15 protein-coding genes are annotated in these 12,934 nt (G+C 37.1%); 5 read left to right on the top strand and 10 right to left on the bottom strand.

Annotated elements, in window-relative coordinates; all coding sequences use genetic code 11:
• Positions 1 to 254 precede the first annotated feature (254 nt).
• From MKY80_RS15020 to MKY80_RS15000, 5 genes are all read right to left on the bottom strand, one after another.
• Positions 255 to 704 carry a transcriptional regulator gene (locus MKY80_RS15020; protein ID WP_239355460.1) on the bottom strand — a complete coding sequence of 150 codons (450 nt, stop codon included), beginning with the start codon at positions 702 to 704 and terminating at the stop codon, positions 255 to 257.
• A gap of 129 nt (positions 705 to 833) precedes the next feature.
• Positions 834 to 1,238, bottom strand: a complete 405-nt coding sequence (locus MKY80_RS15015) for a hypothetical protein (protein ID WP_239355459.1) — start codon at positions 1,236 to 1,238, stop codon at positions 834 to 836.
• Between the two features lie 97 nt (positions 1,239 to 1,335).
• A complete protein-coding gene (locus MKY80_RS15010; RefSeq protein ID WP_008178355.1) occupies positions 1,336 to 2,676 on the bottom strand; it encodes a hemolysin family protein in 1,341 nt (446 codons plus the stop codon).
• Between the two features lie 32 nt (positions 2,677 to 2,708).
• A complete protein-coding gene (locus MKY80_RS15005) occupies positions 2,709 to 3,092 on the bottom strand; it encodes a MerR family transcriptional regulator (RefSeq protein ID WP_083244712.1) in 384 nt (127 codons plus the stop codon).
• Between the two features lie 163 nt (positions 3,093 to 3,255).
• A complete protein-coding gene (locus tag MKY80_RS15000) occupies positions 3,256 to 3,747 on the bottom strand; it encodes a hypothetical protein (protein ID WP_239355467.1) in 492 nt (163 codons plus the stop codon).
• 197 nt (positions 3,748 to 3,944) lie between these two features.
• Between MKY80_RS15000 and MKY80_RS14995 the strand changes: the two genes are divergently transcribed.
• The gene (locus tag MKY80_RS14995) at positions 3,945 to 4,073 is read left to right on the top strand and encodes a hypothetical protein (RefSeq protein WP_008178349.1); all 129 of its coding nucleotides are present in this window, start codon (positions 3,945 to 3,947) and stop codon (positions 4,071 to 4,073) included.
• A 122-nt stretch (positions 4,074 to 4,195) separates the two neighbouring features.
• On the opposite strand, the gene MKY80_RS14990 is transcribed toward MKY80_RS14995, so the two are convergent.
• The 4 genes from MKY80_RS14990 to MKY80_RS14975 all read right to left on the bottom strand — a co-directional run bounded on the left by MKY80_RS14990 (position 4,196) and on the right by MKY80_RS14975 (position 6,905).
• Positions 4,196 to 4,768 carry a nucleotidase gene (locus MKY80_RS14990; protein WP_008178348.1) on the bottom strand — a complete coding sequence of 191 codons (573 nt, stop codon included), beginning with the start codon at positions 4,766 to 4,768 and terminating at the stop codon, positions 4,196 to 4,198.
• A gap of 12 nt (positions 4,769 to 4,780) precedes the next feature.
• A complete protein-coding gene (ispG, locus tag MKY80_RS14985) occupies positions 4,781 to 5,896 on the bottom strand; it encodes a flavodoxin-dependent (E)-4-hydroxy-3-methylbut-2-enyl-diphosphate synthase (protein ID WP_008178346.1) in 1,116 nt (371 codons plus the stop codon).
• Positions 5,897 to 5,992: 96 nt separating this feature from the next.
• Positions 5,993 to 6,334, bottom strand: a complete 342-nt coding sequence (locus MKY80_RS14980) for a hypothetical protein (protein ID WP_008178345.1) — start codon at positions 6,332 to 6,334, stop codon at positions 5,993 to 5,995.
• Positions 6,335 to 6,386: 52 nt separating this feature from the next.
• On the bottom strand, positions 6,387 to 6,905 hold the full coding sequence (locus MKY80_RS14975; RefSeq protein WP_342530003.1) for a DUF1189 family protein: 519 nt from the start codon (positions 6,903 to 6,905) through the stop codon (positions 6,387 to 6,389).
• Between the two features lie 194 nt (positions 6,906 to 7,099).
• Between MKY80_RS14975 and MKY80_RS14970 the strand changes: the two genes are divergently transcribed.
• The 4 genes from MKY80_RS14970 to MKY80_RS14955 all read left to right on the top strand — a co-directional run bounded on the left by MKY80_RS14970 (position 7,100) and on the right by MKY80_RS14955 (position 12,500).
• Positions 7,100 to 8,731: a Na/Pi cotransporter family protein gene (locus MKY80_RS14970; protein ID WP_036127105.1), complete on the top strand. Its 1,632-nt coding sequence runs from the start codon at positions 7,100 to 7,102 to the stop codon at positions 8,729 to 8,731.
• A gap of 66 nt (positions 8,732 to 8,797) precedes the next feature.
• Positions 8,798 to 9,277, top strand: a complete 480-nt coding sequence (locus tag MKY80_RS14965) for a DUF456 domain-containing protein (protein WP_036127103.1) — start codon at positions 8,798 to 8,800, stop codon at positions 9,275 to 9,277.
• Between the two features lie 174 nt (positions 9,278 to 9,451).
• Positions 9,452 to 10,057, top strand: a complete 606-nt coding sequence (locus MKY80_RS14960; protein WP_008178341.1) for a superoxide dismutase — start codon at positions 9,452 to 9,454, stop codon at positions 10,055 to 10,057.
• Positions 10,058 to 10,295: 238 nt separating this feature from the next.
• Positions 10,296 to 12,500: a penicillin-binding protein 2 gene (locus tag MKY80_RS14955; protein WP_008178340.1), complete on the top strand. Its 2,205-nt coding sequence runs from the start codon at positions 10,296 to 10,298 to the stop codon at positions 12,498 to 12,500.
• Between the two features lie 31 nt (positions 12,501 to 12,531).
• Here MKY80_RS14955 and MKY80_RS14950 read toward each other — a convergent pair whose 3' ends face one another.
• Entirely contained in the window at positions 12,532 to 12,735 is a 204-nt protein-coding gene (locus MKY80_RS14950; protein WP_342530001.1) for a hypothetical protein, read from the bottom strand.
• Positions 12,736 to 12,934 lie beyond the last annotated feature (199 nt).

The following is a 12,934-nucleotide window of genomic DNA, read 5'->3' as shown; positions in this document are numbered from 1 at the left end:
CCAATATCACAGCGGTTACTATTAAGTATAGAAAATATTTCTGCAAATTTCGACTTTCCTAACTTCAACTATCTATCCTTTATAGAAATTTCACAGAATCCATTCTCTTTATCATATGACAAGTAATTTCTTTTCTTTATATATTTGTCTAGAGTGTGTTGATGTAAGTGGGGGAGGAGGGCAAACAACTAACAACAGTAGAAGCAGGAATACTGCTTCTACCATTAGGAGGAGGTCTAGTAGATGGCGGAGGGTTACATCTGTAGCTTTTTCCATGCTTGTTTAGCTACTTGTTCATCAAATGTTGAGATTAGACGAAAATTGTTGTCGTCTAAAATACGGAAATGAAGGCTAATGATATTTTGCTGAAGTCGGAACCCTCCATGCTCATGTATATTTTTCCACCATATGTATCCACCCATTGTTTTATCTTTAGGCTGCAATGTTCCATTATTCGCAATCAAATCCACCACCTCTAATGGTTCACCGCCTAGCTCGTGTTGCAAAATAGTACTGTCACGACACAAAGTACAGACGGCAACAGTAGTTGTCCATCCCGCTAGAATACGCCCCTTTTCAATTTGGACAAGTGTTTTTTTAGATAATCCAAGTAAATCACTCATTTGATCCTGGGTAAAAGCTTTTTCAGTACGGATTAATTTCAGTTTTTCTGAAATGAGTGTGATTAATTGTTCACGATTCATTCTAAACACCCCTTTTTTTCAGATCATTAAGTCCCATTATACATGAAAGTTAAGAAGCATGTTTTTGTTTTAGCTGGGAAGGGAGGTGAAAAGAAAACAGACTGTCCAAAATGAACAGTCTGTGAGAGGTTAAATTTCATATTTTTTCGTATCAGAAATGACACGGAAATGGATGCCTTTTATTTGGGCACTTACTTTATGACGGAGTGTGTCAATATCGACTAGCTCATCTTTACTTTGAACGCACTCAGCGATTTGTTGTAATAACTTTGTAAAAGCTTCTTTAAATAAAGCGCGCATATTATCGAAATCTAGGCTACGGAAACTGCCATCTATATCAAATGCTTCTACAGAATTTAACTGCTTAGAGGCACCTGCAAAACGATCGTCGTACACTGTGTAGTTTTCATCTGTTACGACGATAATATATAATACTTCGCCTGTAATTGTTTTTAATTCAATATTTGTTTTATGTTTTTTTACGTCGGAAATAATGTGTATACCATCTGAATGATATAGTTTAAATAATGTCATGTGTATAGCCCCCTGAAACTAGAATCATATTCCTACTCTCATTATAGCTTGAAATGGCTAATAATGGAATAACGAAAATGGTTTCAAAATAATAAGGTTAGGGCTGTACCTTTGTAATGAGGGACGCCGGTGCACTAATTCGTAGAGGTCGAACCTCGATATAATGTATCTGATGTCCTTGTTGTTCATAAATACTGAAGACATAGGAGCCAAGCTCAATATTTGCGGATGCTTTTATCCCATTATTCACGGATAAGAACCAACCACCTAATGTTTCCACTTCCTCGGCTTCTAATGTTATATTTAGTAAATTTTCTACATCTTCAACAAGCATCTTTGCATTTAATATATAATGGTTTTCTGTGATTTTTCGAATATCTGCAATTTCATCATCGTCAAATTCATCACGAATTTCACCAACAATTTCTTCTAAAATATCTTCAACGGTTACGAGACCTGATGTCCCACCATATTCATCCATTAAAATGGCCATATGAATACGTTCTTTTTGCATTCGTACAAGTAATTCTTGAACAGGGATAGTTTCAATAACACGAATAACTGGATTAATGAAATCTTCGATGACTAATGTCTCGTCTGTAAGCTTCTCAAGTAAACCGTGTGTAAACAATTCCTTTGCATTGATAAACCCTAAAATATTATCGCGGTCGCCATCATAAATAGGGTAACGCGTATATTTTTCAGCGGCAAAATGATGGATGATAGTTGTAAACGAGTCATTTCGTTCAATCCCTACAATTTCTGTTCGAGGAACCATGATTTCACGAGCAATACGTTCGTCAAACTCAAAGACGTTATTTACATATTTAAGCTCTGTTTTATTGATTTCACCACTTTTAAAGCTTTCAGACAGTAATAGTCGCAGTTCTTCCTCCGTATGAGAAAGCTCATGCTCACTTGCAGGCTTCATACCGAAAAAACCAATCAAAACGCGTGCAGAGCCGTTCAAGAACCAAATAAATGGGTACATGATTTTGTAGAAGAACATAATCGGCTTTGCGAAAAGTAGAGTAATCGTTTCCGCTTTTTGAATAGCTGCTGTTTTTGGGGCTAGTTCGCCGACAACAACATGTAAGAATGTAGCGATAGCAAAGGCTGTACCAATGGTAAAGATCGTCATATATTTATCTGAAATTCCGATCATTTCGAATAGTGGGTGTAGCATAAATTCAAAAGTTTTTTCACCAACCATACCGATACCAAGAGCTGTTACTGTAATCCCTAATTGACAGGCAGATAAATATTCATCTAAATGACTGACCACTTGCTTAGCAGCAATGGCTTTTGTATTTCCCTCTGCAATAAGTTGATCAAGTCTTGAGGAACGAACCTTTACAATCGCAAACTCTGTTGCCACGAAAAAACCTGTTAAAGCTAATAAAATGGTAAAAATCGATAAGTTTATTATGGTATCCAAATAGTCGTTCTGTAAAAACAGAACGTCACCTCCTAATTATGAATAAGTAAAAGTAAGGATTGCATTAATGCAATACTTTCAGGCGAAACATTCTTTTTAATAGTTTCAATTTTTTTATCATCTTGCTGGTTCATTTGTTCTAGTAGAGAAGCTACATCATGCTCTAAATCTTGCATTTTTAAACGAAGCATTTGTACATCAATTTCTTCATAGGGAGTGATGTTTAATTCATGTTGGATTTCAACGAGTGAAAGCCCTTGTTGTTTGCGCTGTTCAATGAATTGAAGTCGTTCAATCATGAAGGGATCATAGTAGCGATAATTTGTTGCAGAACGTTCTGCTACCAACAAGCCTATGTTTGTATAATAATCGATTGTTCGTTTTGTAATGCCAGTTTTTTCAGCAAGCTCGCCAATTTTTAATTTCTCTGTCCCAATGCAAACACCTCCAAACCATCACGTTGTACTTTGATTATAACGTGATGGTTTTATTTTATTCAAATAAAAGCACCTAATATTTCAAAATTGTAAGACTTATTATAAAAAAACGATTCTGCCAGTTATCATGGCAGAATCGTTTTTAATGCGTTGACAGTAAATAGGTATCATATAGGTGATGGAGTGCTTCTTCACCATTTTTTTGTAAGAGATTTTCATTATTAAAAATAACGATCGTTGTAGTTTGAGAGCTATCAATTTTATCATCAATTATTTTGCATGTAACGTCTACAATGCCTGACTCAGCAAGCTTTTCTTTCAACTCATCATCCCATGGCTGATCAGAAAATAGTGGGGGTTGCCAAGTGCCTCTCACATGTAGCTCATTTTTTTCCGGGTCATAATCCCAGCGTATGTCACGTAAAATAGTTTTAAATAGGTCATTAACCGTGAAAGATGTATCTTTATAGTTAATGTCTATAGCGCGTATAGCATGTACATCTCGACTTACTGCACTAGCCGCGGAGTTTGCCGCTGTGTTGATGCCAGAAGCTGCATCTTTAATTTCTGATAATCGATCACCACAGCCGGTCAGTAGTGCGCAGATGCAAGTCATACAAGCTAATTTTGTCATCCATTTCACAAGTAGTCCCTCCAGTCTAGCATGTTGTTACTACTATCTTATCGAAAAGAAAAATATGAAGAAAGGGCATGAAAGCGGTAGATTGTGACGGTTTTGCAACGATGCGACCTCCACTCGATTGTTCGTCATTTGGGAGTATAGAAGTATGAAAATTTGGTGAAAAACAAGTAGAAAGGGAGCGGTTTGTGATGAAAATTAATGATGAAATTCTTGATCGTTTAGGAACTTATTTTGTTTATCATGCCGTCTACGATAATTATGGCATTACCTTTGAAAACTTTGTGGAGCGTTGGATACGAGGAATTCTGGAAGTATAGTGAAAATAAGCAGGTCTATCGTCAAACGAACTTGTTTGAACGGCTTCTGCTCCAAGCCTTACCATCCGCTGGTGGCAAATAAAAGAGTCGTGTTCTTTATCTGAACACGACTCTCCTGTATATTATTTGAAATGATTGGTGATAAATTGATTGGCTTCTTGCCAGTTATATACCCTTACAACATTGTCAGGGACAGCAAGACGGTTATAAGGCGTATCAAATAACACGACAGGTATTTTTAGCTCCTCTGCCAGCATAACCGCATTATCGTGCTTATCCTCAAAGAAAGCCTCTACATGATGCTTTTTAGCAACTGCTAATTTATCATGGCTACCTAAAAGTTCGATATGATCATAGGGGATAGCCTGAGTTTTAAACCAATTCATTGTAATGTCTGCTACATTTTCGCCTCGTGCCGAAATATAGTAGAGCTCATAAGAATTTTGCCAAGCAGTTAGAATGCTTTTTGCATCTTTTGCCACTTCCGACACTTCGTACATATAAGGCTCGTTTTCTTTAAACCAAGTGTTAAAGGCACTACGATCAACAGGGTGCGGAAAGGCTGATAAAAAATCATACTCACAAACATCATCAAGCGTAATATTTACGTTATATTGTTTATTAATATGTGGGATGAGTGTACTTGGACATGTTACAGTCCCATCAATATCAATACCAAAGCGGGGCTTTTTCATGCTAGTACCTCCTTAGGCATTCGCTTTTTGTGCTTCTTCTGCTGCGCGCTTTTCTTCCATCTCTGCCGCTAATTTATCAATTTCTTTTTTCAACTCTTCAACCATTGTTTCTTCAGGGACTTTACGAACAGTTTTCCCCTTCATGAATAACAAGCCCTCACCTCGTGCACCAGCAATACCTATATCTGCTTCACGTGCTTCACCAGGACCGTTTACCGCACAGCCTAATACTGCTACTTTTAAAGGTACCTTCAATTTAGAAATATATTCTTCTACTTCATTCGCAATGGAAATTAAATCAATCTCAATGCGTCCACATGTTGGACAAGAGATCAGTGTTGCCATATTTGAAGCTAGACCAAAGGATTTTAATAGTTCACGTGCTACTTTTATTTCCTCAACAGGGTCTGCTGAAAGTGAAATACGTAATGTATTACCAATTCCTTTTGATAGGATGGCTCCAAGTCCAGCCGCAGATTTTACAGTACCAGCAAACAGTGTACCTGATTCTGTAATACCTAAATGTAGCGGATAATTAAAAGCCTTAGCTGCTTTTTCATAGGCTTCAATAGCAAGATTTACGTCAGATGCCTTCATCGATACAATAATATCGTGGAAGTCCAAGTCTTCTAAAATTTTAATATGGTGAAGAGCAGACTCAACCATACCATCAGCAGTTGGATAACCGTATTTTTCTAAAATATGACGCTCTAGTGAACCAGCATTTACACCAATACGAATTGGAATACCTTTTGCTTTAGCTGCATTCACGACAGCCTCCACTTTTTCTTTACGACCAATATTACCTGGGTTAATACGTACTTTATCGATACCATTTTCAATGGCTTTTAATGCTAATCTATAGTCAAAATGAATATCAGCTACTAATGGAATATGGATACGTTTTTTGATTTCGGCAATTGCATCTGCAGCACGCTCATCTGGAACTGCAACACGAACTATTTGACAGCCTGCTTCTTCAAGTCGAAGAATTTCTGCCACTGTTGCATCTACATCATGTGTTTTTGTTGTACACATACTTTGAATGAATAATTCATTACTACCACCAATTGTTAAGTTACCGACACGTACAGGACGTGTATTTGTACGGTGACAAATTTCACTCATTAACTTTCTCTCCTTTTCGGGCCACTATTTTCAGCCGTCACTGTCATTTATTTTAGCAGTGTAAGAAAATAAGGACAAGGAAGAAACGCTAACTTTTCATTTTCCGCATTTGTTTTCGAATTCAAACGTAAGAGGAAGCTTAATATTGCCACCGGGAATCAATTCCTGTAATTGTAAGTGTGGGTTTAAGTTGTAAAATAATTGTAAACGTTCTGGGAATGTCATAGGAACTTTTGCAGGGTGTAAGGCAAATAAACTATGAATGGTATCTCCTTCAATAGTTTGTACGGTGATATAATTTGGCTCACGTTGCTGTTCACATTGGCCATTAGTACTTTTGGTTTGTAAACCAGCAAGGGGGATCGAACCCTCAGTTAAATCTACTTTTACGACAAAAGCGATGACGATAATGATAGCTGTTAAGATGAATGCCCGCAAAAAAATCCCTCCTTTTCTACACTATATTTAGAAGAGGTGGGATTCATGCACATTATTTTGAAATTGGTTGTTTTGGATATTTTGTAAAGGCCACAATTAATAGAACGATCGTCAATAATAAAGAAAAAACAGAGATAATCGTACTGTTAATCGGTAAATATTCTGCTAGCATCGACAATAATGTTGCCCACGTAATGGCAAACGTTGTTGTCCGCCAAATATGACGGTATTCACCACGACGTTTCATCACTTTTAAGATAAATAAACCGGCTAAGGCATAGAGAGCAATTTGTGCAAAAATCAGCATGGTTGTAAAGACAAAAAGCATTAAGAACGTAAACGGATATAAGAGCCATTTAATGCCATCTATGTATTCAGTTAAACCATTTAAACTGTTCATATCAATCGTATCAACAGACATACCCGCTGCAAATCTACCTAAAGAGAATACAGTTAGAAGGGTAATGAGTAGAAAAGTATATTGAATAACTTTTCCAATAGGTAGTAAACGATAGGCTGCTAGTTTTTTTGGATGAATGAGACTATCGATAAATAGCTGTGAGTGTTTCATACTATATCTCCTCCAAACAATATATTAACATGTTCAAAGAGCATAGGGTATGAAAGAAGTATGAATGAAGGGAGACTTGATGATAAAATGTTAACATTATGTAAAGAAATTAAAGGATTTCTTTACTTTTTGTTTGTAATCAATTAAAGATTAGAAATAGAGTAGTAGAGACGTAGGAATTGGAGCGAAAACAATTGACAATAGATTGGCAAAGCATACTCTTTCAGTTTTTAGGTGGGTTAGGAGTCTTTTTATTTTCCATTAAATTTATGGGTGATGGGCTTCAAAAATCAGCGGATGATCGATTACGCGAATGGTTAAATCGCTTTACAACTAACCCTATCATGGGAGTTTTAGTAGGCATATTTGTAACAATTTGCATTCAGTCAAGCTCTGCAACGACAGTCATTACTGTTGGGTTAGTGAGTGCCGGATTTTTAACGTTACGTCAAGCAATCGGCGTAATTATGGGAGCAAATATTGGTACAACCATTACAGCATTCATTATTGGTATTAATATTGGTATCTATTTTTATCCCTTATTAGCAATCGGGGCAGGCTGTTTATTTTTCTTAAAAAAAGCAACATATCAACATATTGGTCAAATTATATTTGGCTTTGGTGGCTTATTTTTAGGGCTAGAGCTAATGAGTGCAAGTATGCAGTCACTACATCAACTGGCAGATTTTGCATCTCTAACGCTTCATTTAAGTAATCAACCCATTTTAGGTATATTTTTAGGTACCGTTTTTACCTTGCTTGTACAAAGCTCTACGGCCACAGTTGGTGTGCTTCAAGGCTTATATGCTGAGCATTTGATCGGATTGAACAATGCCTTACCGATTTTATTTGGTGAAAATATTGGTACGACGATTACGGCGGTATTAGCGTCACTGGGCGCTTCTATTTATGCAAAACGGGCAGCCGCTGCACATGTACTTTTTAATGTGATCGGTACAATTATTTTCATGATTTTTTTCACCCCATTTATGCAATATGTTCAATGGGTCAGTGGTTTATTTCATTTAGAGCCTCGTATGCAAATTGCAATTGCTCACGGCTCATTTAATGTATTTAATATGATGATTCAACTTCCCTTTATTGCAGGATTGGCAGCATTAGTTACGAAATTGATACCAGGACATGATGGGCATATCAATGTCACAACTAAGCATTTAGATCCTTCTTTTATTGATTCCTCCCCAGCGATAGCACTTGGCCAAGCCAAAGAGGAAGTATTACGAATGGGTGAGCATGCTTTACGAGGCTTAGAAGAAACATTTCTATATATGAAATCAGGGGAAGCCGAACATATTCCTACAGTTTTACAATTAGAGGCCGGCCTTAATCATCTAGATAATGAAATTACCGATTATTTAGTAATGGTGTCTAAGCAGCCCTTATCTCGTGCAGACTCAGTCAGACATCATACATTATTAACAAATGTGCGAGACTTCGAACGTATTGGTGATCACTTTGAGAATATATTAGAGCTTTTACAATACAAGGATCATCATGAAGTGAGCTTAAGTAAATCGGCACGCCAAGATTTAATTGGCATGTTTAGTTTAGCTATAGAGGCTGTCCGTAAAAGCATAGAGGCTTTAGATACGGCGAGCTTAAGTTTAGCTCAAGAGGTGACAGAGCTTGAAAGCTTGATAGACGATATGGAGGATAAACTTCGTCAGAAACATATTGCACGTTTGAATACGAATGAATGTAGTGGAGCGGCAGGGATTGTCTATATGGACATTGTAAGTAATCTGGAACGTATTGGTGACCATGCGGTTAATATTGCAGATTCAATTTTAGGTATTCGCCATTAACAAAGTGAAACCTTTCACTTTGTTTGTCCGTATGAAAGTCAATGTACGAAAAAGGAGAGAAACTTTATGGAAGTTGTTGGCTGGATTTTAGTAATAGCCTGCTTTATTATTTCATTTGTTGGTTTAGTCTATCCGATTATACCAGGTGTCTTATTTTTAGTCGGAGGATTCCTGCTATATGGCTTATTTTTCTCCTTCGCTGAGTTAAGCTGGTGGTTCTGGGTAATTGAACTATTATTTGTAGTGCTGTTATTTGGTGCGGACACATTGGCCAATGCATTTGGCATTAAAAAGTTTGGCGGCTCCAATGCCGGAATGTGGGGAAGTACTATTGGATTATTAATCGGCCCATTTGTCATCCCTGTGGCTGGGATTTTACTTGGTCCATTTTTAGGGGCAGTTATCGCTGAATTAATTGTAGAGAAGCGAACATTTAGTGAGGCTGTGAAAAGTGGTATTGGCTCATTAGTAGGCTTTTTAACTTCTACTATTGCAAAGGCTGTCATTCAAATCGTGATGATCATTGTATTTTTTATCGCGATTTAATGTTTACATGTGAGGTTTAATGAATGGCACAACCGGGTAAGATAGTAAACGTATTGGTTTTTCAGTCAAAAGGCTGAAATCTTCTAAATGAAGTATTTTTCATTGAATGGTTTGACCAATTTTGATAATCTATTGATGTACTAAATATTTCTTATTTTAGGGAGGAACTTAACAATGGCTTACGAATTACCACAATTAACTTACGCTTACGACGCATTAGAACCACATATCGATGCAAAAACAATGGAAATTCACCATTCTAAACACCACAATACTTATGTAACAAACTTAAACGCAGCAGTAGAAGGCACTGAATTTGCAGAAAAAGACATTAACGACTTAATCGCAAACCTTGATGCTCTTCCAGCTGATAAACAAACTGCTGTACGCAACAACGGTGGCGGACATGCTAACCATACACTATTCTGGGAAGTAATCGCTCCAGGCGGTTCTAATACTCCAGTTGGCGAAGTTGCAAAAGCAATTGATGCGAAATTCGGTTCTTTTGATGCGTTCAAAGAAGAATTTGCAAAAGCTGCTACAACTCGCTTCGGTTCAGGTTGGGCATGGTTAATCGTGGATGGTGACTCAGTTGCTGTTACTTCTACTCCTAACCAAGACTCTCCAGTAATGGAAGGTAAAAAACCAATTCTAGGCTTAGATGTTTGGGAGCACGCATACTACTTAAACTACCAAAACCGTCGTCCAGATTACATCGGCGGATTCTGGAACGTAGTAAACTGGGATGTAGTTGAAGCTAAATTCCAAGCTGCTAAATAATGATTGAATAGAGATGGCTATGCTAAGGTGAGAAATCACTAAGGCATAGCCTTTTTTTATTAGATAAAAGTGCAAAAGAAATGGATAGAACAAAAAGGGCAACCTTTCCACTTTAGATGCCGTCAAATAAATGATGTTTTCCGTAATAATTGTCAAGTGCATGCTTTCCTGTCAAACCTACGAATGGTATACTAAGTATCGTGTATTGAAATGAAAAAATATAAGGAGGGGAATACATATGCGCAAAGCACCAGGGAAAAATCGCGCAGCGAGTGTTAAAGCAAAACATCACTCTAATTTAACATTTCGTATGAATATCCTTTTCTTTGCAATATTTATCGTATTTTCAATGTTGATTTTTAGACTAGGTTATATGCAAATCGTGAAAGGGGAAGAGTATGTACGACTTTTAGAGAGTACAGAAGAAGTTCCTGTCAATACGAGTGTGCCTAGGGGTAGAATGTATGATCGTTACGGTCGTATTTTAGTAGATAATCACCCGGAAAATGCGATTACGTATACGAAAATGCAAACGACTACAACAGATGAAATGCTAAATATAGCTGAAAAGCTGGCACAATTAATTGAACAACCAACGAAACGCGTCACGTTGCGTGATAAACAAGATTTTTGGATTATTAAAAATCATGACGCAGCCTACGACAAAGTGACAAAGGCAGAAGAAGCTGAAATTCGAGCAAAAGAAAATATTACGACAAGTCAAATCAATGCAGAGGTTGATAAACTAGTACGTGAACGCATTACGAATGAAGAACTTTTGCAATTGTCAGAGAAGGATTTAGAAGTATTAGCAATCTTTAGAGAGATGACATCTGGTTATAATTTATCACCTCAAATTATAAAAAGTGAAAATGTCTCTGCAGAAGAATTTGCACGTGTCTCCGAGCGTTTAACGGAACTGCCAGGAGTTAACACAACGACAGATTGGAAACGCGTAAAATTATCTTCTCTATCCATTCTTGGCCGTACAACTGTCCCAACAAAAGGGATACCAAAAGAGAAGCTGAATTATTATTTAGCCCGTGATTATTCACGAAATGATCGAGTAGGGGAAAGTTATATTGAGGCGCAATATGAAGAGCTACTACAAGGTCAAAAAACAGTTGTCAAAAATATTACCAATAAAAAAGGGCAGGTAGTCGATACTATTACAACTTATGAAGGTGAGCCTGGTAAAGATTTAATTTTATCACTGGATAGTGAGCTACAGGCTGAAACGGAAAAAATTGTAGAAGAAGAACTGCTTAATTTAAAAGCTCTTCCTGGATCGTATTTATTAGATCGTGCCTTTTTAATTATGATGGACCCTAATACAGGGGATGTACTATCTATGGTCGGTAAGAAAATAGAAAAGAATCCTGAAACAGGGAAAAGTGAAATTGTTGATTACGGATACGGAACATTTACGACAGCTTATGAGGCAGGTTCATCTGTTAAGGCAGCAACAGTTCTTACGGGGTACAATCAAGACGTTATCTCGATGGGCACTTCTATGGGAGATGAACCGATTAAATTAGCAGGTACGGATTTTAAAAGTTCGATTTTTAACCGTAGTGGCTATGTTCCAATGAATGATTTAATGGCGCTGGAACGCTCTTCTAACTCCTATATGTTTAAAATTGCACTATTGATTAATAGAACACCTTACAGCTATGGGATGCCATTACGTTTAAAGGATGATACATTCCCGAGAATGCGTAATAATTATGCGCAATTTGGGCTTGGTGTGAAAACAGGCATTGATTTGCCGAATGAATTTGGTGGGGTACGTGGTCCATCAGGTCCAACGATGGGTGGTAAAACACTAGACTTAGCGATTGGTCAGTATGACACTTATACTCCTTTACAATTAGCACAATATATTTCAACAATTGCTAATGGTGGCTACCGTATTCAGCCACATGTTGTGAAAGAAGTTCGTGATCCATCACAGGATGGCAAGCAACTAGGACAATTAGTGACTGAAATAGGACCAACTATTCTTAATCAAATAGATAATCCTAAAGAAGAGATTGACTATGTTAAACAAGGGCTACGTCGTGTATATACTGGATCATATGGTACAGCTCGTGGACAATTTTCAAATGCTCCATTTACTGCAGCAGGGAAAACAGGTACTGCAGAGGTAGTTTATTATGGTCCATTGCGCGAACACTTTGGTACAAATACGATTAACTTAACACATGTTGGCTTTGCGCCATATGAAAACCCTGAAATTGCTTATGCAGTTGTTATTCCTTGGGCAACAACTAATATGAATCAACATTTAGTCAATAACAACCTTATTGCTAGACGCTCTCTAGATAAGTACTTCGAATTAAAAGCAAAATATGAGGCTGAAAAAGTAACAGATAGTAAAGTGAATCAGCCAATTTTACCAGCTATTACAGAGGAAAAAATTGGTGAGGATGAGCAAGAATAAGAAAACCGCTAGGCATTGGGATGCCTAGCGGTTATTTTTTTATGGACACAGATAACTGGCGGATGGCTAATTCAAATTGCTCTCTTGGTTTTACGCCATACAGCTCTAAATTATGATAGAAATAAGAAGCTACCATAAAATCAATCGCCTCTTGAAGTGTAAATTCTCGATGTTCCATGATTAGTGATAGATAGGTTTTAAAATAATCGGCATTTTGTACGTTTGCATGTTTCATGACAAAGGTCAAACTCCTCATTCATTACGCCTTACCAATATAATGTCCATATCTTCTCGTTGAAAATCTGTGACATCCTCTGAAGGCTTTATCTTTCCCTTCTGTAGAAAGGGGGTATACCTAGCTTATATGTTGGTACAAAAACTTTTACTGAATCAAGATAAAGTAATTCCTGACACAATTGATTATTATAGCATCT

Origin of the sequence: Lysinibacillus sp. FSL R5-0849 (genome assembly GCF_038595075.1) — a bacterium.
Lineage (GTDB): Bacteria > Bacillota > Bacilli > Bacillales_A > Planococcaceae > Lysinibacillus > Lysinibacillus fusiformis.
This window is presented reverse-complemented; position numbering and strand designations above follow the sequence as displayed.

Excerpts from the sequence above, each read along its gene's own strand:
- MKY80_RS14995 (WP_008178349.1), top strand. The coding sequence starts at position 3,945 with ATGAAAATTAATGATGAAATTCTTGATCGTTTAGGAACTTATTTTGTT.
- MKY80_RS14955 (WP_008178340.1), top strand. The coding sequence starts at position 10,296 with ATGCGCAAAGCACCAGGGAAAAATCGCGCAGCGAGTGTTAAAGCAAAA.
- MKY80_RS15020 (WP_239355460.1), bottom strand. The coding sequence starts at position 704 with ATGAATCGTGAACAATTAATCACACTCATTTCAGAAAAACTGAAATTA.
- MKY80_RS15000 (WP_239355467.1), bottom strand. The coding sequence starts at position 3,747 with ATGACAAAATTAGCTTGTATGACTTGCATCTGCGCACTACTGACCGGC.
- MKY80_RS14950 (WP_342530001.1), bottom strand. The coding sequence starts at position 12,735 with ATGAAACATGCAAACGTACAAAATGCCGATTATTTTAAAACCTATCTA.
- MKY80_RS15015 (WP_239355459.1), bottom strand. The coding sequence starts at position 1,238 with ATGACATTATTTAAACTATATCATTCAGATGGTATACACATTATTTCC.
- MKY80_RS14960 (WP_008178341.1), top strand. The coding sequence starts at position 9,452 with ATGGCTTACGAATTACCACAATTAACTTACGCTTACGACGCATTAGAA.
- MKY80_RS14965 (WP_036127103.1), top strand. The coding sequence starts at position 8,798 with ATGGAAGTTGTTGGCTGGATTTTAGTAATAGCCTGCTTTATTATTTCA.
- MKY80_RS14975 (WP_342530003.1), bottom strand. The coding sequence starts at position 6,905 with ATGAAACACTCACAGCTATTTATCGATAGTCTCATTCATCCAAAAAAA.
- ispG (WP_008178346.1), bottom strand. The coding sequence starts at position 5,896 with ATGAGTGAAATTTGTCACCGTACAAATACACGTCCTGTACGTGTCGGT.
- MKY80_RS14990 (WP_008178348.1), bottom strand. The coding sequence starts at position 4,768 with ATGAAAAAGCCCCGCTTTGGTATTGATATTGATGGGACTGTAACATGT.